Source organism: Occallatibacter riparius, assembly GCF_025264625.1.
GTDB lineage: Bacteria > Acidobacteriota > Terriglobia > Terriglobales > Acidobacteriaceae > Telmatobacter > Telmatobacter riparius.
The window spans coordinates 4356567-4380479 of the sequence record NZ_CP093313.1 but is presented as its reverse complement, the minus strand read 5'-3'; the positions used below and the strand labels follow the sequence as shown (position 1 = coordinate 4380479).

The window sequence follows — 23913 nt, the reverse complement described above, 5'->3', positions numbered from 1 at the left end:
GTTTGCTCAGCCAACTCGTAACTCTTTGGAATCCCCTCAATGAATGCGCGAAGCAACAATCTCGGTTCCAGCTGCGTTGGACTGGATGCTGGTGGCGCGCACCAGCACCTCAAAGGGCCGTAGCGATCCGTCCTTGCGCAGAGCGCGCTCCACAATTGGGGCGATACCGGGCTGCGAAAAGAGCAGTTCGGCTGCGGCCTGCGTTCCCGCGATGTCAAGCCCCTCAATCAGCAGCAGGTACCCAGATCCGCTGAGGTTCGGTTGCAGAAGGATGAGCGCGAAGGTCTCGTGTGCCGGTTCGCCCCAGTGACTTCGATAGGTCTTCTGCTCGCCACCTTCAGGATGCATATTCATGATGGCGGCACCGCTCATTTCCGGCTGCGGAACGATGCGGAAGTTCGCGTTGGCATCTACGAGCGAGGCCCAGGGATTGGAGTCGGCCGACCCGATGATCACTGCGCTGGATTTCTTCAGATCGTCCACTCGCAGATCGCGCGGGAAGCGCAGCAGAACCCGCTTCGGATCGTACTCGGGCCGGCGCGCCAGCATCGACACGACCTGCAGGCTCACGAAATCCGTGTAGGGCTGCGTACCGAGATCCTGTCTCGTATGCGCGTCGATGGACTGCGGCGGCATATCGGCGTACTGGCCCTTGATGTAATCGGCCAGCGAGAGCGAGCGATGCGCCATATCCTCCATCAAATTGAAGCCGGCATCGGTGGGAACGACATAAGTAATGCCGTTTGAGGGCATCTCGGCCCGCCACAGCGCATGCGCATGATCAATGGTGGTAGAGCGCGGGTCGGTGTGGCCGCCACCAGTAAACCAGACAACGAATCCCGCGAGGATGATTATCAGCGCTGCCAATGGCCACGCGAGTTTGCGCGAAATCGAAGGGCGACGGTGCAACGGGCCAAGTGCGATGCCGCTCGCTGGAATCACTTCATGTGCCACATCGGGTTGTTCTATTTGTGGCGCAATATCCACTTCGGGGAAGGACGGCACATATCCACCCACCGGGATCTCGATCCGGATAGGCGAATCCTTGCCTTCGCGGGCAAAGTGTTCAGCAAGACGCTTGCGCAGTTGCCGCGCATAGTTACGCACGATATTGTCGTCGTCCGTGCGGTAGGAGACAGGCCTGCCGAAGACTGCCACGCCGATCTTGTGCTCGGTGATCGCAGCATGGCGGCCTTCCAGCGTTTCCGACACGACATACAACAGGAAGCGCGATAGCAAGGGCGAGCGCGCGAAGTGCGGGCCACCCGCCACCTGCTGCGCCACGCGCCAGCGGGGGTCGTCCTGCATCCATTCCGCAGAGTCCGCAAAGACCGTTTCAGATTTCGCTGAGAGCATATGGGGAAATGTCTTTGGTCTTTAGCAGGACAACAGAAGAAGGGGGCTCTCTGCTGCTCCTGCTTCTAAACGATAGAGCCCTCATGTAAACAACAGATGAATTCCACCCCGTTGAACCCGTGTGGGCGCGCGCTCGTTTGCAGGAAATTCACGTTGTACAAAGCCGCCTGATTTCAATGAGCTGCGCGAGTGACTTACACGTGTATACACGGGATTCTCGCGCCCTACCCGTTCCCCTTGTTTCCACTCCTTCTTAACCTGAGGCTGGACCCGTCCCCGGCAATTCCACAAAAACCAAACTTCCACCAAGGAGTGCCAGATGAACCCCACGACTCTGCGCAATCATGCGTACGAGATCACGAAGCGCACCGTTGGAACATTGCGCGTCCGACTGCTCGCCCTCATCGCTTGCGTCGTTCTCGTATCCGCTTTTGCCCACGGCCAGGTGAACACCGGAACCCTGAGCGGTCACGTCACTGACCCCTCCGGAGCCGTTGTGAGCAACGCGTCATTGACTCTTACAAATCCAGCCACCGCATATGAACGGAGCATTACAACCGATAACGATGGCAACTACTTCTTCGCCGACCTGCCCATTGGCGACTACACACTGACCGTAGCTGCGCCCGGGTTCGCCACGCAGAAGATATCCGAGACCATCAACGTCGGCTTCCGCAGCCGTTCTGACGTTCACCTGGCACTGGGAACAGCCCAGCAGAGCGTAGAGGTTACAGCCAACACCAGCGACCTCTCGCGCGACGACGCCTCCATCAGTACAATCGTCAGCAACGAGACCATCTCCGACACGCCTCTGTTCCTGCGCAACTGGGACGACCTGCTGCGCACCGTCCCCGGCGTGCAGATTAATCGCTACACAAATCAGAGCGGCGCCACGTCGTCAGGCCGCGTCGGCACGTTTAATGTGAATGGCGTTCACTCGCTGCAGAACAACTTCATCCTCGACGGCATCGACAACAATACCTTCTCAGAAAACGTGCAGGAGCTCAGCACCGAGGCTGCCCATCCCTCCGTCGACGTGATCTCGGAGTTCAACGTCATCACCAATCCCTATTCAGCCGAGTATGGCCGCGCGCCCGGCGCCGTGGTCTCGGTGAATACCAAGGGCGGCACCAACGCATTCCACGGGACCGCGTACGAGTATGTGCGTAACCAGTACTTCGACGCGTTCGACTACTTCTCCAAGCAGACGCTCGCGAAGAAGGCCCAGGACAACCAGAACCAGTTCGGCGCCAGCCTCGGGGGGCCCATCGTCCGCAATCATGCTTTCTTCTTTTTCAACTATGAAGGCACCCGCGTGAAGCAGGGTGTTTCGCGTATCTCCACCGTGCCGCTGGCAAATGAGCGCATTGGCGACTTCAGCCCTGAGGCCGCAGCGGCCGCCGGCGTCGCTCCGTATCCGACCGTGTACGATCCGACGACCTGCGTGATTCCGTACAACGTCAAGAGCGGCTGCACTGCGTTCAATAACAATCAGATTCCGAATGATCGCATCGACACGTCTGTCGCCGCATTGATGGCGCTGTTCCCTCAGCCGAATTTCAAGAACGGCGGCGCAACCTACCCAGAGCTCAACAATTACTCGCGCACGGGTGCGCTCACCGACTTCAACGACAGCTACGACGCGCGCGTGGACTGGACAGCCACTCCAAAGGACAACGTCTTCGCCCGCTTCAATTACTTCAACCGCACGCGTCAGATTCCGGGCTACTTCGGCGGACTCGCGGACGGAACCTCCACCTCTGCCTGGGGCAACCAGCAGCTCAAGGGCGCCAGCGTCGTGCTCGGTTGGACGCGCGTCCTCAATCCGCGCATGGTGAACGACTTCCGTTTCGGTTGGGTGCGCGACTTCTCCTACGCCGAACAGCAGCCGCACAGCCTCACGCAGTACGCCGGCAACTTCGTTCCCGGAATCCCGATCAACAGCGCTTCGGGCGGGGGCGTCCCTCTTACCCAGTTCACGAACAAGACCTTCCTGGGCTCTCCGGACTTCCTACCCAAGCGGCAGATACCCATGCTCTATCAGTACGACGACACATTCGCTTGGACACGCGGCCAGCACACCATGAAGTTCGGCGGAGTGCTTTTCCTGCCCATGCGTAACATCTTCCAGGACGAGCCCGGCACGCGTGGGGACCTGGGCTTCACCGGTATTTTCACGGGCGGTTTGTCGTATGCCGACGGCCTGCTCGGCGCGGCCGCATCCACGCAGCTTACGAACGTATTCTTCGTTGACCAGCGTCTCTGGATGGCGTCAGGTTTCGCAGAAGATGACTGGAAGGTGACGCCGCGTCTCACGCTTAACCTCGGTCTTCGCTACGACTTCGCCGCTCCCGCGGTTGAGGCCAAAGACAGAACGGCAAACTTCAATCCCGAGGGTTCGGGCTCGCTGGTCTTCGCCAAGAGTGGCGGCTCACTCAGCGAACGCGCGCTGGTAAACACCAACAAGACGAATTTCGGTCCCCGCGTCGGCGTCTCTTACAGCTTGAACGACAAGACTGTTGTTCGGGGCGGCTACGGGATCTACTATACGGCGCTCGAGCGGGTAGGCAGCGAAAACCAGTTGGCGCTGAATCCTCCGTTCCTCGTCAACAAAACGATCGCCAGCAACGTCGCACCTGTCATCAAGCCTTCGGTCGGTTTCCCATCGAATTTCCTCGATCCCTCCACTATCGACTTCAACCAACTCCAGTCTTTCCACATTCGAGCTATCAATCCCAACATCGGCGTCCCGCGCGTCCAGCAGTGGAGCTTCGGCGTACAGCGCCAGATCACGCCGAACTGGCTCGCAGAGGTTGATTACGTCGGCACGCATTCCGACAGCCTCGATGTGCTGCGCAACTACAACCAGGTTGAGATCCAGGGCAACCAGGTCGTCACAACGCCTCAATCACCGGGTGGCGTGGTGCCGTATCCGAACTTCGGCCAGGTCGAGTACCTCGACCCTGTCGGGTTCAGCAACTATCACGGCCTGCAAGCCGCCCTGACGCGCGACATGCACAACGGCCTCAGCGTGCGAGCGGCATACACCTATGCGCATGCCCTCGATAACGCTCCGGAGGAACTGGAATCCAACTCCGGGGACGCCCCGAACGGACGCAACTACGGCATGTGGTACGGCAATGCCGACTTCGATGTGCGGCATCGCATCTCCGCGAGTTATGTCTACGAGCTTCCGTTCGGCAGAGGAAAAGCCATGTTGACGAGCGGACCCGCTGCGTGGGTTCTCGGCAATTGGACGACCTCTGGAGTCTACACGTTCTACAGCGGACATCCGTTCCAGGCCGCGTGGTCCAGCGAAAATAGTCTGCTCGATGCGTATGGCTTTGCGACGGCTCCTCCCAACCAGGTGGCGCCCGTGCACTACGTCCATAAGCAGACCTGCTGGTTCTTCGACGCGAAGAACAGCGCATGCGGTGCTGCTGCTCCGGGGCTCACAACCCCCTATGCCGATCCCGGCGCTTACACGATCGGCAACGTGGGCCGCAACACGCTTGTTGGTCCACAGACTCAGCTCTTCGACTTCGCCCTTTACAAGACGATTCCGTTCACGGAGCGAGTGAATTCGCAGATTCGCTGGGAAGTGTTCAACCTCGCCAACCACCCGGTGTTCGGCCAGCCGAGTGGCAATGCGAGCAGCGGAAGCGTTGCCTCAATCACATCGCTCTCGGCTGACCCGCGCGTCATGCAGTTCGCCATTCGCGTCAACTTCTAACTTAGAATTGCCATAACCGATCGGGTCCGGGCGAAGGCCTTTCCCGGACCCGATCGCTTTTCATCTCGCTGTACGGGACAATTCCGCATGCATGTTTTGCGCTTCATGCTTCTATTACCTGCTCTGTTGTTCGCAAGTGTTCTCTCCGCTCAGCAGAATCATCCCGACCTCGTGCTGCAGGGTACCGTGACCGGCGCGCAGAACCATACCTATATTGAAGTTCCCTTCAAGGTTCCTGCGGGCGTTCATCGTATCTCGGTCGACTTCTCCTACACTGGCCGCGACCAGAAGACCACACTTGACCTCGGCATCGCCGATCCGCAGCGCTTCCGCGGCAACAGCGGAGGCAACAAGTCTCACTTCACCATCGCCGAGAGTGACGCGACCCCATCGTATCTGCCTGGGCCCATTCCAGCCGGCGAGTGGAAGCTGCTTCTGTCCGTGCCGAACATCCGTCCTAACGTCTCCGCTTCCTACCGCGCTGAGATCCGCTTTAACTCTGCTATCGAAGATTCAGGCTTTACCACCGCTGCACTCGTCACCGGCAAACGCTGGTATCGCGGCGATCTGCACATGCACACCGCGCATAGCGATGGCAGTTGCCCTTCGCAGTCGGGCCACCGTGTGCCCTGCCCTGTTTTCTTTACGGCGCAATCCGCCGCCCAGCGCGGCCTCGACTTCATCGCCATCACCGACCACAACGCCTCATCGCAGTATGAAGCCATGCGTGAACTGCAGCCGTACTTCGACAAGCTGCTGCTCATCCCGGGCCGCGAAATGACCACCTTCTGGGGCCATTTCAACATTTTCGGAACCACCCAATACATCGACTACCGCGTGCAGCCCGGCCACGATGTCAACGCGGTGCTACGCGATGCGCGCGCCCACGGCGCGATCGCCTCCGTCAATCACGCCGATGCACCCGGAGGCGAGATCTGCATGGGGTGCGCGTGGGAGCCGCAAACGCCGGTCGACCTGAGCCTGCTCACCAGTGTTGAAGTCATCAATGGCGGCCGGACTCTGCTCTCGAGCGCCGACATGTGGAACCGCTATATCTCTCAAGGCGCACGGCTCATCGCAATCTCGGGCAGCGACAACCACGATGGCCCTTCTGCGGCACCCGACGCAACAGTTATCGGCTTGCCGATGACTGTCGTCGAAGCTGACGAGCTTTCCGTTTCTGCCATCCTTGACGGGATTCGTAAAGGCCGTGTCTTCGTCGATCTCACCGGCTCGCGCGATCGCATCATCGATCTTGACGCCCAACTCGCCTCTGCCGATCCCGGCTCAGCTCCTGCAAAAATGGGCGATGAAATCCACGCGCCGGCCGGGGCCGTCATCAACTTCGATGTGCACGTCGCCAACTGCCAACGCTCATCTGTTCAACTCTTTCTTGATGGGCGCGAGACGCCAATGCTTGCACCGCTGAAAACCGAGTTGGGCACCGAGACACTGCCCTTCTCGTGGAAGTCTGACGGCGCACGCCATTGGCTTCGCGCCGAGGTGCGCGATTCAAACAACAGTCTTGTGCTGATCTCCAACCCCATCTATATTTCTCCAGCCGTTCAATGAGGACATTCCCGTCGATGCGAATTCATCAGCTTCTCTGCCTGCTGCTTCTTTCCGCTTTCTCGGTTGCCGTGGCTCAAAAGATACCTGCTCCCGGTTCGCGCACTCTTATGGATGCGCATAACTGCTACCCCTACTGGGAGTGGTGGAGTGATCGCATCGATCGCGCGCTTTCCGCCGGCACGCCTGTCGCCATCGAGCAGGACCTCGCCTGGTATACCAACCGGGTTACGGGCAAAAGCTGGTCAGTTGTCGCGCATGGCGAGCCCGTCACCGGCCACGAGCCCACCATGGAGCAGTACTTCTTCGCGCGCGTTCGCCCTGTTGTTGAAGATGCACTCAAGCGCGGCAATCACGGCGACTGGCCGCTGATCACACTCAATCTCGACTTCAAAGACAACAAGCCGGAACACCTTGCCGGCGTGCTCGCTCTGTTGCGTAAATACCAGGACTGGATCACCTCAGCTCCGAAAGGCGATTCGCTCGGGACTGTCCAGCCTCTCGACGTGAAGCCGATCCTTGTTCTTACCGGAGAACCTGATGCGCAGCAGAAAGTCTTCTACGACGAATTACAGCCCAACGAGCGCGTCCTCGCCTTTGGAGCCATCCACACCGAGGGCAAGAATCCGCAGGCGGCGCCCGAGGTGCTCGATCCTGAAAAGGCCAACAACTACCGGCGCTGGTGGAACAATCCGTGGCGTGTAGTGGAAGCCGCGGGCCAGCCCAATGCCGGGGAGTGGACGCCGGAGAAGATGGCGCGTCTGCGCGCGCTTGTCGAGCGCGCCCACGCGAATGGCCTCTGGATTCGCTTCTACACGCTGGATGGAGCTACCGAAAAAGAACTGAGCTGCAACGGGTGGTTCCGCAGTTACAATTTCGGTTCGCTTGAGGCCGCACGCAGCCGCTGGCGGGCCGCGCAAGCCGCCCATGTAGACTACATCGCCTCTGACCAATACGAACTCCTGGCCAAAGAATTGAGCTCAGGAAAGCACTGATTGCCCCGGAGTGACGGCCATGCCGATGCGTGGCCGTCCCGTATACACTCATTCGCATGCTTACGCTGCATGCGAAACGTACCGTCGCCCTGTTGTTCGCATTGTGCTTAAACGCTGCTCTGAACCTGCACGCCCAGAGTTTCCGCGTTCACATTCCGCAGGATGCGCGGCCACTTGCGAGTGGAGGAGAGCGCGCAGCTCAACCCGGGCCTATCGATGGCCGCTTGCTCCTGCTGCTCTCGAATGACCCCAATGCCCAACCGCGCATGCAGATCAGCCTCGGCGCAAACACGCAAAACATCTTTGGCATCACGCTCGACGGCGCCAAGCCCGGCAGCACCGTCACGGTCGACGACACCGCAGCGGCGTATCCGCGCCAGCGACTTGGCGATGTTCCGCCGGGCAAATACACCGTGCAAGCCGTGCTGAACCTGTATGAGACGTTCCACATGGGCGATGGCCGCGTGATCAAGCTCGCCCCCGATCGCGGCGAAGGTCAGCACTGGAACATCGCCCCCGGCAATCTTTACAGCAAGCCTTTCGAGATCACAATCGGCACGAACGGCAAGCCGGAACACGATGTCGACATTGCTCTCACTGAAGCAATCCCTCCCATCGCGCCCATCACGGATTCCGAGTTTGTCCGCCGCATTCGCATTCAGTCGCCGCTGCTCACAAAGTTCTGGGGAAGGCCTGTCTATCTCGCCGCTACAGTGCTCGTGCCTGCGGGCTTCGATCAGCATCCCGACGCGCGCTTCCCGCTGATGTTGTTTGAAGACCACTTCGACGATGGGTTCGAGGAGTTCCGTACTACTCCCCCTGACCCGAACCTCAAGCCCGATTACTCTGAGCGCTTCCACCTCGCGGGTTACAACCGCATCCAGCAGCAGGAGGCGTACAAGCTCTACCAGACCTGGATCTCTAAGGATTTCCCGCGATTTCTCGTTGTAAGAATCCAGACCGCCAATCCGTTCTATGACGACAGCTATGCGGTCGATTCGGCCAACCTCGGTCCCTACGGCGAGGCCATCGAGACCGAGTTGATCCCCGCGGTTGAAAAGAAATTTCGCGCCATCGGCCAGGGCTGGGCTCGTTTCCTCTACGGGGGCTCAACCGGTGGCTGGGAGGCCATGGCCGCGCAGGTTTTCTATCCCGATCACTACAACGGCGCGTTCATTGCCTGCCCAGATCCGGTCGACTTCCACGCCTACACCAACATCGACATCTATAAGGATGCGAACGCATATTTCATTCCCGGCGCAAACAAGCAGATAGAGCAGCCCTCTATGCGCGACTACCTTGGCCACACATTGATCACGCAGCGGGGCGTCAATCAGTACGAAGCCGCGCTCGGCGATCACGGCCGCTCTGGTGAGCAGTACGATATCTGGCAAGCCGTCTTTTCACCGGTGGGTGCTGATGGCTACCCCGCCCCGATCTTCGACAAACAAACAGGCGCCATCGATCACACCATCGCGCAATACTGGCACGAACACTATGATCTCACCGCCAAACTGCAGCGCGAATGGTCGCAGCTGCAGCCGAAACTCGACGGCAAGCTGCATGTGTATGTGGGTTACGACGATAGCTACATGCTGAACAACGCTGTGTATCTCCTCCAGGACTTCCTCGAGGCCGCGAATCCACCCGCCCATGCGGAGGTAGCCTATGGCCCTCGCGCGGAGCACTGCTGGAACGGCGATCCATCCCTCCCAAACGCGTACAGCCGCCTGCACTACGAGACCATGTACGTGCCGAAGATCATGCAGCGCATCGAGCAGACCGCACCAAAGGACGCTGACGTTACCAGCTGGCGCTATTGAGGGCCGTGCCCGGATGAGCGATGGCAACGTCTTCAAACGATGGGAGGAGATATGTGCAGGCCAGGCAGAACGCTGCTGACATTATCACTGGCAATGGGCGCGCTTGTAGCTAGTGGATTCGCCCAGTTCGGTGCGCCGCAGCCGGTGGACACCTTCCACGGCAAGCCTAGGGCGATCATTATTACCGACATCGGCAATGAGCCCGACGACCAGATGTCGTTGGTTCGCCTGCTACTGTACTCCGACGAGATCGATCTCGAGGCGCTCATCGCCGCGACCAGCACATGGCAGAAGGCCGCGACGCATCCGGAAACGATGCACCAGTTGATCGCGGCCTTTGGTCGGGTGCGTCCGAACCTCCTGCTTCATGCGAAGGGATGGCCTGAAGCCAGCCAACTCGATGAGCGTGTTTACACGGGTCAGCCGGCGTATGGAATGGATGGCACCGGCGCCGGCAACGCCTCCGCAGGATCTAGGGCCCTCATGGAGGCTATGAAGCGACAAGACTCGCGTCCGCTGTGGATTTGCCTCTGGGGCGGCGCCAATACCCTCGCGCAGGCGTTGATGGACCTGCGCGCGGAGGTGAGTTCTGAAGAACTGAATCGAATCATCGCGGGACTGCGAGTCTCCTCAATCTCTGACCAGGATGACGCGGGGCCGTGGATCCGGAAGGAGTTTCCATCGCTCTTCTATGTGGTGAATCCGAGCCGCGCCAACAGCGATTCGTATTACGCCGCGACCTGGACCGGCATCAGTGGCGACATCTACTACCGCAACGGCGAAGGGGCTGACACCAGCCTGGTCACAAATGAATGGCTAGACAAGAAAATTCGCGCCAAGGGTCCATTGGGAATGGTGTATCCCAAATTCGTGTTCATCATGGAGGGCGACACACCGAGTTATCTGGGACTCATCGACAACGGGCTGAACGCATATCGCCGGCCCGACTGGGGAGGTTGGGGCGGACGCTACGTCTGCCTGCAGCCCTATGGCGAAACGCACGCCATTTGGACGCAAGGCGGCGATGAGTTCTTCCGCAGGAGCTCGCAGGACGAAGTCCCCGGCATAGACGGCAAGGTTCACACCTCCGACCAGGCGACCATCTGGCGATGGCGTGAGGCATACCAGAATGACTTTGCTGCGCGCATGGATTGGACAATCAAAGATTTCGCCCACGCGAATCACGAGCCCGTCGTCGTGGTGAATGGAAAGGAAGGCACCGAACCGATCGAGATGGAAATGAAAGCTGGCGAGACGGTGACGCTGGACGCAACTGGAACCAGCGACCCCGACAACAACAAGCTCACCTACAACTGGTTCCTCTATCCGGAAGCCGGCCTTTCGGGAGTGAACGGCGCGGACGTGTCGATAGCCGGCAATGGCAACACGACGGTAAAGCTGACTGCAAATTCGCCCTGTCGGGCTGCATGGCTGAAGGGGATGATCCCGTGCCGCGGCGACGGCGTGGCCCACATCATTCTGGCCGTGACCGACGACGGATCGCCGCGCCTGACGCAGTACCGACGCATCATCGTAACGGTAAAGCCGACGCGAAACCAGCCCTTCTAAGGTGAACCCGAGCGGCCGTCCGTTATGCTGGACTTCGCAGTCCAGCCCGAAACCACCGTCTCCGGGAGCCACATGAACAAAGCTGTGCTGGCCGTCGCCATCCTTTGCTTTTGCTCGTCTGCATTCGCCTCGTCTCTCATCACCACCCGCCTTGAGGATCCCAAAGCCATCTATCTCGTTGCGCCTCCCGGATCAGCCGACAGCTCCGCCACGCTGCAATCAGCCATTGATAAGGCCTCAGGCACTGGTCGCGAAGGCATTGTGTTTGTCCCCGCCGCCCGCTACACCATCACGCACACGGTCTATCTATGGCCGGGCGTGCGGCTCATCGGGTATGGCGCCACGCGCCCTGTGTTTGTGCTGCCTCCGAACACTCCCGGCTTTCAGAAAGGCATGGGCGTGATGGTGATGTTCGCCGGCCTTACGCCTCACGAGCGCCCGCGAGCTGGAGAGCGCATTGCCTTTCCCCCTCCCGGCACGGTTCCTCCGAACAACGACGTAGCGGACGCAAATCCGAACACATTCTATTCGGCCATGAGCAACATCGATTTCGAAATCGGAGAGGGGAATCCGGCAGCAGTGGCGGTCCGCTTTCATGTGGCCCAGCACTCGTTTCTCGCTCACATGGATTTCCACATTGGCTCAGGCCTCGCCGCTGTCTATCAGGCAGGCAACGAGGCTGAAGACCTGCACTTTTATGCAGGCCGTAACGGCATCCTAACTGAGAACACTTCGCCCGCCTGGCAGTTCACGCTCATTGATTCGACATTCGATGGCCAGCGCGAAGCCGCCATTCGCGAGCACGAAGTCGGATTGACCTTGATCCGCGATTCGTTCCGAAACGTGCCAAAAGCAATCGATATCGATGAAGGATATCCAGACCAGCTCTGGGTAAAGGATTCGCGCTTCGAGAACATCAGCGGGCCGGTCGTCACCATCAGCCTTGAGAACAGTCCGCTCACCGAGATCGGATTCGAGAACGCCACTCTGAGCAATGCACCGACATTCGCAAAGCTGCGCGAGAGCGGCAAGACAATCGCTGGCAAAGGTCCTGCCTACCAAGTGCAGAGCTTCAACTACGGTTTGATCGTGCCCGGCGAGGGGCAAATGGGCTCCATCAGAATGCAGTACGATGCTGCGCCGCTCGCTTCGCTTCCCGCGGCCGCTCCGCCCGCGATCAGGCCCCTGCCGCCAAGCAGCGAGTGGGTGAATGTACACACGCTTGGAGTGAAGGGCGATGGAACATCCGATGACACTTCGGCCCTGCAGCAGGCCATCAACGGACATCGGGTCCTCTATTTTCCCGGTGGGCACTACATCGTCCGCGACACGATCACTCTGAAACCGGATAGCGTGCTGATAGGACTCCATCCCACGCTCACGCAAATCGATCTCATGGATGAGACACCGGGCTTCCAGGGCGTTGGTGCCCCCAAGGCCGTGCTTCTCGTGCCTTCCGGCGGAGAGAACATCGTCAGCGGAATAGGTGTCTTCGCCGGCGGAATTAATCCGCGTGCGGTAGCCGTACTGTGGAAGGCCGGAGAAAATTCGCTGATGGACGATGTCCGCTTTCTCGGTGGGCACGGCAGCGGCAGCAATCCTTATAACAACAATCACACAGCTGATCCTGACCTGCACAAGCGCTGGGACGGACAGTATCCAAGCCTGTGGGTAGCCGATGGAGGTGGCGGCACCTTCGCCAACATCTGGACGCCCAACACTTTCGCACAAGCCGGCTTTGTGGTGTCGAACACGAAGACGCCTGGCCACGTGTATGAACTCTCGAACGAGCATCACGTGCGCAACGAGATCAAGTTCGATCACGTGGAGAACTGGGACATCAACGCTCCGCAAACCGAAGAAGAAGCGGGCGAAAGCCCAGAGGCGCTTTCGCTCGAGATCGCCTACTGCCACAATCTCACCATCGCCAATTATCACGGATATCGCGTTACGCGTTCGCGCGCGCCCTTTCCCGCGGCCGTTCGCATCTATCAATCGTCAGATATTCATTTCCGCAATGTTCACGTAAACGCAGAAAGCGGCTATGGCATTTGCGATCAGAACGGCTGCGGCACCTTCCTGCGCCTTAGCAAGTTTCCCTACGAGAACGCGATTGAAGACGTGACCCATCATGTCGAAGTGCGCGAACGGGAGTTCGCGGTCCTGGACATCGTTGGTGATCCGAAGCGGCCCGCAGACACTGAGGCATCCGTCGTGCTCGCGCGGGGCACCCCTCTAAAGAAGCTGGAGGACGGCTTCTACTCCATCTTGGGAGCAGCGGTCGACTCCACTGGCAAGCTCTACTTCGTCGACCATCACAACCAGCGCATCTATGGTTGGTCAGAAAAAGAAGGCCTCACCATTGAACGCGATAACCCGATCGACCCTGTCAATCTGGCATTCGACAAGTCAGGGAATCTCCTGGTTCTCTCATCCGCCGGACCTGGGAGCACGGTGTACACGCTCAAGCCCGGAAGCTCAGCAGAGGAGCTCACCGTCTTGACTCCACAGGCTGCCAAGCCTCACGCAAACGCTGCGGTCATTCTGCCGGTGAATTGGTGGAACAACGGCGAGTTCAAAGATCAGTTGAACTTGGATACGATGCGCTTCACCACGCTCGCCGAGATGTTCGCCGCAGACGCGACCACGCCAATTGCGCGCGAATACGTCTCTAGAGATGGCAGCGTGTTTCTGCCCGCGCGCAGAGTCTTCCAGCAAGGCACGGCCAACGATACCTCCGGATGGCGCTTCAGCGACAACCTCGACACCTACGGCTTCCTCGTCGCCGAACCGGGACAGCGCGTCTATGTCAGCAGCGAATCGGAGGGCATCACCTACAGCGCTACGGTGAAGCCCGACGGGACGCTTTCGGACTTGAAGCCGTTCGCGCAACGCGGGGGAGAGAGCGTCGCCGTCGATCCGCACGGGAACGTCTATGTCGCCAACGGTCAGATCTTCGTCTACGCGCCTGATGGCAAACAGATCGCGCAGATCGATGTGCCTGAGCGGCCTCTGCAACTCGTCTTCGGAGGCGCCGATCACCGGACGCTCTTCATCCTTGCGCATCACGCATTATTCGCGGCGCAGGTGCGCTGACGCGGCATTCGCCCTATCGGGGGCTAGTTGGCGGGGCTGTTCAATTGCGTAGGGAACCCCAGCCGCTCCCAGAAGTTCCTAACCAGGGCCAGCGCTTCGGGCCCTGTCCGCTTGGTCGAGATCAGACGGATCGCCGAGCCGGGCCGTTCGTCGGAAAGGCTGCGCGGGGAGGCGGCGATCGCAATGCACTTCTCAGGGCGATAGGTGCACGAAGCCAGGTCCTCAATTGAGAGATTGGTCGTCGGGGTTGCCAGCACGGTCTTCGGCGGCGCCATGCGATCCAGCAGCCACAGAATCTCGAGCTTCGATTCGAGCTCGTCGGGGACGCAGTCAATCGCCAGGTCGGCCTCGCGTACGGCATCTTCCACAGTGGAAACAAAGTGCACCTGCGCCGGATCGCCGGCGAGCGCTTCGACGGAAAGCTCCTGGCGGAGATACTCCTGCGCGTGGTGCAGATTCGAGGGCATCACGTCTTCCAAAAAGACGCGGAAGCCGGCCCGGGCAGCCGCCAGTGCAAGCCAGCGGCCCAACGGTCCGGCTCCGATAATGGCGAGGGTGATCAAGAACGGCCGCAGCTTTCAGCCACCAGCCCCCAGCTTCTTTCCCGGCTTACGCTGAGTGCTGATGACTGAGGGCGCGTTGGTTGGAAATGCGTTCAAGAAAGCCTTCAGCTCGGTCATTCCAAACTCGCCCCGAGATGGATCACTGGACTCGACGAGCTGACGGCGAATAGCTGACTTTATTCCGCTTCGAGGGCCTTGGCGATGTCTTCGGCGCTGGGCTTCGACTGGCGAAGGTGCTCGAGTACGCGGGCCCGCTCTTCCGGGGACAGCGTGGGGATGAACGCCAGCATGCGGCGCAGGGTAACGGACACGTCGTCGATATAGTTCATCAAGCGGATTGCTTCACCGGAAAGCGGCATGAGGGAACCTCTCCTGAACTTCTCAAATCATTGTAAGGTGCTCGGCCTGCGAACCCGTCGCCTCCTGCTTTATCGGCTCTTCAACGCCACGCGCCGAGAATCAACCCCATAACAGTCAGCGCCACCGTCAGGTAACCTCCGTTGATCAATACGTAGCTCCACGGCTTGCGCTCGAACAGAGAGATGATGCCGATCCCCATGAAGCACCACCCGAAGCCGGCAAGGAAGCCCGCCGTGGCTCCCCACGTAGCAGTCGTTCCGGGCGCGTCTAGGAACTTGGCCAGATTGAACGACATCATCAGGCTGAAGAGAAAGCTGATCCCGAAAACCTTCGCTGGATTACCAGATGGCTCCGATTGAAACCCGTTGGCCTTCATCCAGGCAGCGGAAAAGACCCTGTACCAGATGCCGCCAATCACGAAGGCAGAGACCGCGGCGGCCAGCACTGCCCAATAGTTCAGGTGTGCGTTCATTGCTTCTCTCCTTTGGAGACGGGCTTCGGCGCGATCGCCATTGCTTTTTGCCAGTCAGTTGGTCCTGCCACAAAACGGTGGTGTAGCATCGCGAGCAATTGGGCGTTACCCCCGGCTAGGTATTCGTAGGCAGCGTCCCATTCAGCTCCGCTCTGCCAGCCGGTTTGCGTCAGACGGACGAGCGTGCTGCCTCCTGCCGGCGTGAACGTAAAAACTGCGCGGGTTCGCGCGACCCTCACATTCGGGAATCGGTCGGGCGCAAGCGCATTGATCACAATCTCCTTCTCTGGGACGAAACTAACGATCGTCCCTCCTCCAGTGCTTCCTGGAAACTTCACCAGCCAGTCGCCACCGGGTTTCAAATCCACGGATACACTGGGCGCGAGCCAGGTGGTCAATCCCTGTTCGGTGGTGAATGCCTGCCACACCTCGTGCACGGGCGCAGGGATGGAAAGCTCGATTTGCAACACTTTCGCCTTATCGTCCGGCTGCCCAGCGCAGGTCGCATGCGCTGGGATGCCGGCCGCAAGGAGAAGAGCGAGTACAGCAGTTTTCATCAGGAAGACCTCGCTTGGTTGATCGTTCAAGTAGTCGTTGGTTGATTAATCAAGTAAACTACCGTAAGCTGACTTGTCAAGCGGTTCCCTAACAATCTCTGAGGTCTTCTCTCATGGCCAACGTAGTCCCAACCTCGACGGTAAGGAAGCCCACCCTCCTGCAGGGAGCAGGCCCCGCCACGCGCCAGCGGCTGGTCGAGTCCGCCCGCTACCTGTTCTGGGAACGCGGCTTTGCCGGCACCTCAATGGCCGACCTGCTGGCCCATTCCAAGGTGAACTCCGGCAGCTTCTACCATTTCTTCGACAGCAAGGAAGCCCTGTTACGAGAAGTGCTCGAAAGCTACCTCGTCGCGCTCCACCCCATGATCGTCGAGCCGGCATACGCGGCCACATCAAGGCCCATCGAGCGCATCTTCGCCATTCTCGAGGGCTATCGCGGGCGCATTCTGATGACGGATGCGCAATACGGCTGTCCGCTGGGACGCCTGGCGCTCGAGATCGACCCCGAGAACCGGCCTGCTCACAAACTCATTGCAGAGAATTTCCGCGGCTGGATCGGCGCCGTTCGGGCTTGCCTTGAAGAGGCAAAGCTGCCGAAAGGCACTGACATCGACGCCCTCGCAACCTACGTCCTCGCCGTGATGGAAGGCGGAGTCATGCTATCCCGTTCCTATGGCTCGGTAGATCCTTTCGACCGCACCGTAAAAGCGCTGCGCGAACACTTTCAGTTGCTCATGCGAAAGCCCCGGCGCTCTACCCGTTCTCAATCCGCGACTTGATATCTGCGTACGCCGCGGCAATCAGCTCGCTCAGCGCCTCCGCATTGAGCCGCGTCTCCGGCCTCAGCTTCACATGCCGCATCCGCTTGCCGTTCCCCTCAAGCAGCCGCGCCGGATCGAGGAAGGCCGCTCCCTGAAAGAAGCCGACGTTGACGTGCGCCGCGAACACGTTGACGTAGGCAAAGGCAACATCACCCAGGCAGGCCGTCGGGCAGCCATCGTGCAGAAGCTCGCGCACCTCGTCGCCACACGTCCGGATCACCTGAACCAGTGGCGCGCGATCGCTCCCAGCTCGCCGTCGTGCTCGCTTAACCACGCTTCAACAGCGGCATCTCGCACAACAGCGCCATTCAGTCGGAAGAGGTCGGAGGTCATCGCGCGCTGCCCTGCTTTCATTTTGCGGAGCAATTCTTCCTGCCGGTATCGGCCACGCTCGCAATCATCCATTTCCCTTCGACGCGAACCACATTGAACAGATCCGTTCCGCAGTGATCGACCTTGCCGTCCACCAGAAAGTCGAACGGCGCCCACACTACAGCAAGATCGTTATCGATCTTCACCAGGGGATCGTGAATGCGTTCTTCAATCTGCGTGGGGCCGGGTTTTCCAACGCGATCTGCGAAAGCTTCGAACGTCATCTGCGCGGGCTTGCCGTCGCGCATCAGCACCATGGTGCCACCCGGCAACGTGGGCGCCTTGATCGCGGCAGCATCCCGCTTAGCCATGCCATCGAACATCGCCTGAATTGGGGCCAGCACCGCCTGCTCCTCCGCCGATTGCGCGAAGGCGGCTGTGCCGAAACTCGCTGTCAGAATTGCGACGAACACAAAGGCGAACTGCTTGGCGAGCGTGTACATGCTCGCCATTCTATCTTGAGATCACCATCTGTAAACGGGTTCACCGGTCCGGTCTGATATAACGGTCCCGGTTCCAGGGCCTGCCAGTGATGCGGCCGGAGATACGGAGATTTCCATGATGATGCGCAAGATCGGGTTTGTCGCGTTGCTGCTGTCTGGGCTGGCGTCGCACGCGCCAGCGCAGGGCAGCGGACGCGATGCTGTCTCAATGCAGACAGTGAAGCCAGAGACAGTCGGCTTCTCAACAGAGCGCCTCGAGAACCTGCACAAGATCATCCAGGCCGAAGTCGACGAGAAGCACCTGGCCGGAGCCGTCACGATCCTCGCGCGGCACGGCAAGATCGTCGAGTACCGCACGTACGGCGTGAAGGACCTGGCTATCAACGCGCCGATGACGAAGGACACCATTTTCCGCGACTACTCGATGACCAAGCCGATCACGGGCGTGTCAATGATGATCCTGTTCGAGCAGGGCAAGTGGCTGCCCGCCGATCCGATATCGAAGTACGTTCCCGAGTTCGCCAATCTGAAGGTGTTCAACGGAGTTGATGGCGACGGCAAGCCGATCCTGGTGGACCCCGAGCACGCGCCCACGATGCGGGAGCTGATGTCGCACTCTGCTGGCTTTCTCTATGGGTTCGGCAACAGCAAGATGGATGATTTGTACAAGGAAGCCAAGCCGTTGGCGGCCGCGAACCTGCAAGAGATGATCGACAGGCTGGCGAAGCTTCCCCTGGCGTATCAACCCGGCAAGGGCTGGCAGTATTCCATGTCGATGGATGTGCAGGGATATGTCATTGAGAAGTATTCAGGCCAGAGTCTGCCGCAGTTCATGCACGACCACATTTTTGCGCCACTCGGGATGAAAGACGCCGGCTTCTATGTTCCGGCTGACAAGCGCTCGCGCTTTGCATCGAACTATCGCGACGACAAGGGGAAGCTGGTTCCTACGCAGGAAGCAGCAGGGCCGCCGACGGATTATTCCGAAGAGCCAAAGCTCGCCTCAGGTGGCGGGGGGCTCGTGTCGACCGCAGAGGACTACTACCGATTTGCGCAGATGCTCGCGAACGGCGGCGAGCTGAACGGAGTGCGGGTGCTGTCACCCGCTTCGGTGAAGCTGATGATGTCGAACCATCTGCCCAAAGAGCTGATGACCGGTCAGTTCGGCATCGGAATGCACGTGATGCGGCCGGGATTCGGCTACGGCTATGACGGCGCGGTAGTGTTCGACCCCGCAGAGGCTAACCTGCCGGACGGCGCCGGAACCTATTTCTGGGACGGCGCCGCCGGAACCTGGTTCTGGGTGGACCCGACCAATGACGTTGTGTTCGTCGGAATGATCCAGCGGATGGGCGGCGGCGACAACCACCCGCTGGCCTACAGAACGCACTCTGCTGTGTACTCCGCGCTGGTCGATCCGCGGAAGTAGAGCTTAAGGTGTAGCCGGCAAAGTCCTGAGATACTCCACCAGTTTCTTCAGGTCTTCTTCGCTGATCTTGTCCTTATAGGGAGGCATCGGGTTAGTGGTGCCGGCGCTGGTTTTGGCAGGCGGGCTCATGATCGTCGACGTGATCTGGTCCGCCGTGCGCCGCGTGCCAACTCCGTTTAACGACGGGCCCATATCGCCACCGGTGCGTCCTATGCGATGACACAGCAGACAGTTATTGTTGTCTATGATGCTCTTTGCGTGATCGGCATCCGAGGTACCGGCCGCCGCAGATTCACTCGGCGGCTGAGCGGGCGTTCCCGGCTGCGCGGCCGGCGCTTTCGGAGCCGCGACAGCCATTCCCACCGGAGTGAGGCGGAAGAGACCGCCGGGCTTGGCGTCCTCGACCATCCATAACGCGCCGTCGGGTGCGACCTCGACGTCGCGAACGCGGTGGCCCACTTTCCAACGATCGACGGCCTGCGCTCCGCCTTTGCCGTCGAAGGTGATCCGGACAAGTGCCTCGGTTGAAAGGCCGCTAACAAAGGCTGAGCCGTCCCACTGCGGGAACATTGCGCCCTTGTAGAACATCAGGTTGCCCGGAGCGATGACAGGATCCCAGTAGATGACGGGCTTGGCGAGGTCAGCGCGCGTATCGGGACTCGGGATCGGGACGCCGTTGTAGTTGTGTCCGTACGAGACCAGCGGCCAGCCGTAATTCTTGCCGCGTTCGATGAGGTTGAGCTCGTCGCCGCCGCGAGGGCCGTGCTCCACTTCCCACAGCCGTCCATCCGGCGCGAACGCCAGGCCATAGGGAGTGCGGAAGCCGGATGCCCATGTCTCCGAGGGCGTAAGGTTGGGGCCGGGAAAGGTGTAGGTGCGAACGACCGGAGCGGGCTTAGCTTTCTCCGTGTCGTCGGGCGGGTTGATGATTGGCACGGTGGCTGCGCCGGTTTTGCCCGCCATGGGATTGCCGGGAGCGGGCTTGCCGTCGAGCGTAAGACGCAGGATTTTGCCGAGCGGCTGGTTGGGATCCTGGGCCGGCGTCATGCGCTGGCGGTCGCCACTTGAGAGGTAGAGATATTTGCTGTCCGGCGAGAAGGCGATGGCCGCGCCGAACTGACCGCCTTCGCCACGCTCGCCGTCGCGCCAGATCACCTTGAGGTTTTCGAGACTGGCAGTGTTGTCGCCGATCTTCAACTGGGCCCGCGCAAGCGCGAGGCTGGAACCGCCGTCGCCGGGCTCGGAGTAGGTCAGATAGACGCTGTGGTCCTGCGCATAATGCGGCGAGGTGAAGACGCCGAGCATTCCGCCCTGCCCCTCCCAGAGCACCGCGGGGACATTGGTAACCGGAGTCTTTTCACCCTGCTGGGTGACGAGTTGCAGGCCGCCGGTCTTTTCGGTGATGAGCATGCGGCCGTCGGGGAGGAAGGCGATGCGCCACGGCAGACTCAACGTGGTGACCTGGGTGATGGTGAACGGCAGGTTCGGGTCGTCCTTCTGTTCGCCCGCGTTCACCTGCGCGTAGGCGCTGCTCGAAGCGAGGGCCAAGGACAGCGCTGCAATCGTCAGATGCTTCATCGTGACCTCGTTATTGGGGAGCGATCCGACAGCTAGACGAGAATCCCAGCGCCCGAGCCGGCAACCGCATTCTTTGCTTAGACTATCGTGCTCAGTCGTGGGACTTCAAAACGTTGGGGAAGTCGACGGCGAAACCGAACTGCCCGCCGATGTGCGGGCTGGCCTCGTACTTGCCACCCAGGACGGCAAAGGTCATGCTGAAGCCATCGCGGAGCTGGTAAGAACCGCCGCCGAGGAACTGGAGCTGATCTTTTTCGAGGCCCTTGGTGTCTCCGAGTCCGCCGTAGGCTTCGGCGCCGAGGGTGAGGTCTTTCGTGAAGTCGTGGAGCAGCGACAGGCCGCCGGTGTAGACGTGGCCGCGCGTTGTCGAAACTCCTATGACGCCGGTGCTGGTGTTGCCGGCGAAGAGGTAGCCGAAGTTGGCGGTCAGGCGGGTCTTGTCGCCGAAGGGCTCCTGGGCGATGGAGTTCAGCCAGTAGTCGTGGAGGCCGGAGCCGAGTTCCTGCTGGACGTTGCCGGTTGGGAATTCGATGTAGAGGCTGGCGCCGAGTGCCGGGATGTACGACTTGGTATCGAGCTTGCGGATGCCCCATTTAAGGCCGAGATCGAGGTCGCCGACGCCCGCTGACGTCTCGTGCTGCTTAGAGCGGTAGATGGAGAGATACGGAAGGTCGATGTCGCCTTCGAGATTGTGGGCAAAGCCGTAGTTCAGCTTGAAGTTGGCGGTGTTCTGGTTGAGGTTGGGGTATTGCGAGGACTGGAGCGCGTCAAATTCGTTGAAGAACTCGAAGTGGACCACGCGGCGCTCCGTGACGGCGGGGTCGTCGGTGTAGAAGGGCATTTGGGCGTGCAGCGTTGCGGCGTGCCAAGGAGCACACACAACAAGCAGGATGAGGAGGCGGAATCTGCGGATCGGCACGCGATTCCACGATACAGGAATGGAGAGCAGGCTTTGTGAACCTACGGTTTACTAACTCGTTAGCCTTGGGCCCTATTGGCGCCAAATTCTCAGGATTCTCAATATGGTTTATTGTATCAACTTAAACAGCTTATTTTGAATGGTTTGCCCCTTAAGCACCCCTCAAAAAGCGAACATAGGGAGAAGCCAAAACAGGGGGAGGGGTAGCTAATTTTCTAGTAAACATACGACCAAACGTGTTCAAGAAATGAAGCAGAAAGACACCACCGCCGTCAGGAAGTACGGTAACGCGTTCATGGATGCAGGTCTGTGATGGCGATCACGCGCGTAGAGCTGATTTCAGTTGCCGGTTTTCGGTTATCAGCTCCGTACGGCGACGCTCGACGGCAGAGAAGTGCCAGTATGCGGTGAGCGTGCGAGTGTGTTGGGGCTCACATCCTGAGGCGTGCGACGGGCGTAGCATTGTGGGCCGTTCGGGAGGTGTGTATGAACGGCGGGTGCTTGAAGTGCGGCGAGCATATGGATGCGGAATGGGTATTCTGCCCCCAGTGCGGTGCGAAGATTGAGGGGCCGACGGCGGAGATTGCTACGGCGGGGCACGAGCATGAGCCCGCTCCAGTGACAGGCGCCTTCAGCGGGGCCCTGTTCGGGCTGATTGCAGCGCCGATCGCGCTGGTATTCGGCATCATGCTGTGCCTGACTGGGTGGGGCATCTTCATCGGAATTCCGGTGATCATCCTTGCGATTCTCGCGCCGCTGGCAGGGCCGCTGGTGGGGCTGGGAGCGGCGAAGGATAAAGTGCTCTAGAAGAGTTCACAGGTCGCAGTTCACAGTTCGTAATTCGCAGCTCACAGTTGTATGCGGACCTGGCTACCGTGGCTGGGGATGGTCCCGGGTTACGGACGGCAGGGAACGCGGATAGAATCGCCGGATGAGCGGAGACGTGCAGGACACGGTTGGGGTGGCGCAGCGGTTTGTGGACGCGATCAATCGGCAGGATGTGAATGCGGTGGCGAACCTGATGACTCCCGATCATCTGTTCACCGACTCGCTGGGGAACGTGGCGCGCGGGCGCGAGAGCATGCGCGAGGGCTGGAAGCTCTACTTCCAGATGGTTCCCGATTATCAACTTCAGGTTGAAGAGACGTATGTAAACGAATCGGCGGTGGTGATGCTGGGCATTGCGGGGGGCACGTATTCCCATGGATTCGAAAGCGTGCGCGCGACGGGCATGCCCATGGTGCTTCCCGACGGGACCTCGAAATTGATGAACAAGTGGCAGACGCCGGCAGCGGTGCGAGCGCGGATCGAGGACGGACTGGTTGCCGAGTGGCAGGTATTTGCGGATAACGAACCGATCCGAAAGCTGATGCGCGGCGAGGACGGGGCCAATCCCGGGTAGATGCCCTGTTCAGAGTGGCAGTTGCGACCAATGCGCGGATGCGTAGGATGAGAGCTGCGCGCGTGATGATCCGCGCAGGGGAGAGCCTGTGTTCGTTCGGGGTCGTGGGATTGCGGTAGTGGTTTTGACTGTGGCGCTTGGTCTTGCTGCGGGCTTTGCGCAGAAGACCAAGGTGGGGTTTGACAAGACCGCCGATTTTTCAAAGTACAAGAGCTTCAGCGTGCAAAAACCCGCGAAAGACCCGGCTCATCCGCTGCTCTACGTACATATTGTGGGCGCGATCGAGCAAGAGCTGGCGGCCAAAGGCATGACGCATGCGGAGACGGACGGCGATCTAGTGCTGATGCTCACGGGCGGCACGGATTTCGGCCTGGAGAACGCGCCGACGGCTTCAGACTGCGCAAACTGCAAGGCTCCCATTCTCGATCCAGGGGACTGGCCCGGAAACACGGCACCGCCGGGAGTTGGCAGCAAGCCGATGCCTGAGGGCATGGTCGAGCTGAATTTTGTGGATCGCGCGACGAACAAGTCGGTGTGGATGGGATGGGTGGAACAGAAGCTCGATCCGGACAAGAAGTCCAAAGCCTTCGATCAAGCCGATAAGGCGATTCAGAAGTTGCTGAAGGATTTCCCGCCGAAGAAGTGATCGAGGGACTGCGAAGACAGAGTCTGAGGTGAATTCGTGCTCTCCCACCCTAAACGCAAAAAGCGCGTTTAGGATGGGGCACATGAAATTGTGCCTTCCAAAAACTTTCCTCTTGACAATCTAGTGGAGCTGATTGTTTCCTCTTGATTGTCGAGAGGAGAATGTCTGCTTGTCTGAATCCGCGAAGTCAGGCGCCGGTTCCGGCGCTGC

Annotated in this window: 21 protein-coding genes; 11 read left to right on the top strand and 10 right to left on the bottom strand. The window is 59.9% G+C overall.

Features of this window, described 5'->3' with window-relative positions; all coding sequences use genetic code 11:
- Positions 1–36: 36 nt before the first annotated feature.
- Entirely contained in the window at positions 37–1356 is a 1320-nt protein-coding gene (locus tag MOP44_RS17775; protein WP_260791591.1) for a hypothetical protein, read from the bottom strand.
- Positions 1357–1675: 319 nt separating this feature from the next.
- Between MOP44_RS17775 and MOP44_RS17770 the strand changes: the two genes are divergently transcribed.
- The 6 genes from MOP44_RS17770 (at position 1676) to MOP44_RS17745 (ending at position 14141) form a co-directional block, all read left to right on the top strand.
- Positions 1676–5089 carry a TonB-dependent receptor gene (locus MOP44_RS17770; RefSeq protein ID WP_260791590.1) on the top strand — a complete coding sequence of 1138 codons (3414 nt, stop codon included), beginning with the start codon at positions 1676–1678 and terminating at the stop codon, positions 5087–5089.
- A gap of 126 nt (positions 5090–5215) precedes the next feature.
- On the top strand, positions 5216–6661 hold the full coding sequence (locus tag MOP44_RS17765) for a CehA/McbA family metallohydrolase (RefSeq protein WP_260791589.1): 1446 nt from the start codon (positions 5216–5218) through the stop codon (positions 6659–6661).
- A gap of 14 nt (positions 6662–6675) precedes the next feature.
- Entirely contained in the window at positions 6676–7653 is a 978-nt protein-coding gene (locus MOP44_RS17760; protein WP_260791588.1) for a hypothetical protein, read from the top strand.
- A 56-nt stretch (positions 7654–7709) separates the two neighbouring features.
- The gene (locus tag MOP44_RS17755) at positions 7710–9476 is read left to right on the top strand and encodes a hypothetical protein (RefSeq protein ID WP_260791587.1); all 1767 of its coding nucleotides are present in this window, start codon (positions 7710–7712) and stop codon (positions 9474–9476) included.
- Positions 9477–9569: 93 nt separating this feature from the next.
- Positions 9570–11045 carry a nucleoside hydrolase-like domain-containing protein gene (locus MOP44_RS17750; RefSeq protein WP_260791586.1) on the top strand — a complete coding sequence of 492 codons (1476 nt, stop codon included), beginning with the start codon at positions 9570–9572 and terminating at the stop codon, positions 11043–11045.
- Positions 11046–11069: 24 nt separating this feature from the next.
- Positions 11070–14141, top strand: coding sequence for a glycosyl hydrolase family 28-related protein (locus MOP44_RS17745; protein WP_260791585.1), 3072 nt, complete (start codon positions 11070–11072; stop codon positions 14139–14141).
- A 23-nt stretch (positions 14142–14164) separates the two neighbouring features.
- Here the strand turns inward: MOP44_RS17745 and MOP44_RS17740 are convergent, their stop codons facing one another.
- From MOP44_RS17740 to MOP44_RS17725, 4 genes are all read right to left on the bottom strand, one after another.
- Positions 14165–14671 (bottom strand): 3-hydroxyacyl-CoA dehydrogenase NAD-binding domain-containing protein, encoded by a 507-nt coding sequence (locus MOP44_RS17740; RefSeq protein ID WP_390905443.1) that lies wholly within the window; start codon positions 14669–14671, stop codon positions 14165–14167.
- Positions 14672–14880: 209 nt separating this feature from the next.
- Positions 14881–15063 carry a hypothetical protein gene (locus MOP44_RS17735; protein ID WP_260791583.1) on the bottom strand — a complete coding sequence of 61 codons (183 nt, stop codon included), beginning with the start codon at positions 15061–15063 and terminating at the stop codon, positions 14881–14883.
- Between the two features lie 80 nt (positions 15064–15143).
- Complete coding sequence (locus MOP44_RS17730) at positions 15144–15536, bottom strand: DUF1761 domain-containing protein (protein WP_260791582.1); 393 nt, start codon at positions 15534–15536, stop codon at positions 15144–15146.
- Complete coding sequence (locus tag MOP44_RS17725; RefSeq protein WP_260791581.1) at positions 15533–16093, bottom strand: SRPBCC family protein; 561 nt, start codon at positions 16091–16093, stop codon at positions 15533–15535. Before MOP44_RS17725 ends, MOP44_RS17730 begins: the two co-directional genes overlap by 4 nt.
- Before the next feature lie 113 nt (positions 16094–16206).
- On the opposite strand from MOP44_RS17725, the gene MOP44_RS17720 reads away from it, so the two are divergent.
- Positions 16207–16872, top strand: coding sequence for a TetR/AcrR family transcriptional regulator (locus MOP44_RS17720; RefSeq protein ID WP_260791580.1), 666 nt, complete (start codon positions 16207–16209; stop codon positions 16870–16872).
- On the opposite strand, the gene MOP44_RS17715 is transcribed toward MOP44_RS17720, so the two are convergent.
- From MOP44_RS17715 to MOP44_RS17705, 3 genes are read right to left on the bottom strand one after another with little or no spacing between them, the layout of a single operon-like run.
- Positions 16847–17134, bottom strand: coding sequence for a DUF1801 domain-containing protein (locus MOP44_RS17715; protein ID WP_260791579.1), 288 nt, complete (start codon positions 17132–17134; stop codon positions 16847–16849). The two genes, MOP44_RS17720 and MOP44_RS17715, sit on opposite strands and share 26 nt — an antisense overlap.
- Positions 17131–17268: a hypothetical protein gene (locus MOP44_RS17710; protein ID WP_260791578.1), complete on the bottom strand. Its 138-nt coding sequence runs from the start codon at positions 17266–17268 to the stop codon at positions 17131–17133. Before MOP44_RS17710 ends, MOP44_RS17715 begins: the two co-directional genes overlap by 4 nt.
- Complete coding sequence (locus tag MOP44_RS17705) at positions 17265–17729, bottom strand: nuclear transport factor 2 family protein (protein ID WP_260791577.1); 465 nt, start codon at positions 17727–17729, stop codon at positions 17265–17267. The genes MOP44_RS17710 and MOP44_RS17705 overlap by 4 nt, the downstream gene beginning before the upstream one ends.
- 115 nt (positions 17730–17844) lie before the next feature.
- Here MOP44_RS17705 and MOP44_RS17700 point away from each other — a divergent pair, with 115 nt between their 5' ends.
- Positions 17845–19158: a serine hydrolase domain-containing protein gene (locus tag MOP44_RS17700; protein WP_260791576.1), complete on the top strand. Its 1314-nt coding sequence runs from the start codon at positions 17845–17847 to the stop codon at positions 19156–19158.
- Positions 19159–19161: 3 nt separating this feature from the next.
- Here the strand turns inward: MOP44_RS17700 and MOP44_RS17695 are convergent, their stop codons facing one another.
- Both MOP44_RS17695 and MOP44_RS17690 read right to left on the bottom strand, forming a co-directional pair.
- Entirely contained in the window at positions 19162–20736 is a 1575-nt protein-coding gene (locus MOP44_RS17695) for a PQQ-dependent sugar dehydrogenase (protein WP_260791575.1), read from the bottom strand.
- 91 nt (positions 20737–20827) lie between these two features.
- Positions 20828–21655 (bottom strand): transporter, encoded by an 828-nt coding sequence (locus MOP44_RS17690; RefSeq protein WP_260791574.1) that lies wholly within the window; start codon positions 21653–21655, stop codon positions 20828–20830.
- A gap of 486 nt (positions 21656–22141) precedes the next feature.
- On the opposite strand from MOP44_RS17690, the gene MOP44_RS17685 reads away from it, so the two are divergent.
- The 3 genes from MOP44_RS17685 to MOP44_RS17675 all read left to right on the top strand — a co-directional run bounded on the left by MOP44_RS17685 (position 22142) and on the right by MOP44_RS17675 (position 23703).
- Complete coding sequence (locus MOP44_RS17685) at positions 22142–22462, top strand: zinc-ribbon domain-containing protein (protein WP_260791573.1); 321 nt, start codon at positions 22142–22144, stop codon at positions 22460–22462.
- A gap of 124 nt (positions 22463–22586) precedes the next feature.
- Complete coding sequence (locus tag MOP44_RS17680) at positions 22587–23057, top strand: ester cyclase (protein WP_260791572.1); 471 nt, start codon at positions 22587–22589, stop codon at positions 23055–23057.
- A gap of 88 nt (positions 23058–23145) precedes the next feature.
- Positions 23146–23703 (top strand): DUF4136 domain-containing protein, encoded by a 558-nt coding sequence (locus tag MOP44_RS17675; RefSeq protein WP_260791571.1) that lies wholly within the window; start codon positions 23146–23148, stop codon positions 23701–23703.
- Positions 23704–23913 lie beyond the last annotated feature (210 nt).

Coding starts and splice junctions, on each gene's coding strand:
- MOP44_RS17695 (WP_260791575.1), bottom strand. CDS start 20,736: ATGAAGCATCTGACGATTGCAGCGCTGTCCTTGGCCCTCGCTTCGAGC.
- MOP44_RS17685 (WP_260791573.1), top strand. CDS start 22,142: ATGAACGGCGGGTGCTTGAAGTGCGGCGAGCATATGGATGCGGAATGG.
- MOP44_RS17710 (WP_260791578.1), bottom strand. CDS start 17,268: ATGAAAGCAGGGCAGCGCGCGATGACCTCCGACCTCTTCCGACTGAAT.
- MOP44_RS17730 (WP_260791582.1), bottom strand. CDS start 15,536: ATGAACGCACACCTGAACTATTGGGCAGTGCTGGCCGCCGCGGTCTCT.
- MOP44_RS17705 (WP_260791577.1), bottom strand. CDS start 17,729: ATGTACACGCTCGCCAAGCAGTTCGCCTTTGTGTTCGTCGCAATTCTG.
- MOP44_RS17725 (WP_260791581.1), bottom strand. CDS start 16,093: ATGAAAACTGCTGTACTCGCTCTTCTCCTTGCGGCCGGCATCCCAGCG.
- MOP44_RS17750 (WP_260791586.1), top strand. CDS start 9,570: ATGGGCGCGCTTGTAGCTAGTGGATTCGCCCAGTTCGGTGCGCCGCAG.
- MOP44_RS17735 (WP_260791583.1), bottom strand. CDS start 15,063: ATGCCGCTTTCCGGTGAAGCAATCCGCTTGATGAACTATATCGACGAC.
- MOP44_RS17775 (WP_260791591.1), bottom strand. CDS start 1,356: ATGCTCTCAGCGAAATCTGAAACGGTCTTTGCGGACTCTGCGGAATGG.
- MOP44_RS17760 (WP_260791588.1), top strand. CDS start 6,676: ATGCGAATTCATCAGCTTCTCTGCCTGCTGCTTCTTTCCGCTTTCTCG.
- MOP44_RS17770 (WP_260791590.1), top strand. CDS start 1,676: ATGAACCCCACGACTCTGCGCAATCATGCGTACGAGATCACGAAGCGC.
- MOP44_RS17745 (WP_260791585.1), top strand. CDS start 11,070: ATGCTGGACTTCGCAGTCCAGCCCGAAACCACCGTCTCCGGGAGCCAC.
- MOP44_RS17680 (WP_260791572.1), top strand. CDS start 22,587: ATGAGCGGAGACGTGCAGGACACGGTTGGGGTGGCGCAGCGGTTTGTG.
- MOP44_RS17755 (WP_260791587.1), top strand. CDS start 7,710: ATGCTTACGCTGCATGCGAAACGTACCGTCGCCCTGTTGTTCGCATTG.
- MOP44_RS17700 (WP_260791576.1), top strand. CDS start 17,845: ATGATGATGCGCAAGATCGGGTTTGTCGCGTTGCTGCTGTCTGGGCTG.
- MOP44_RS17720 (WP_260791580.1), top strand. CDS start 16,207: ATGGCCAACGTAGTCCCAACCTCGACGGTAAGGAAGCCCACCCTCCTG.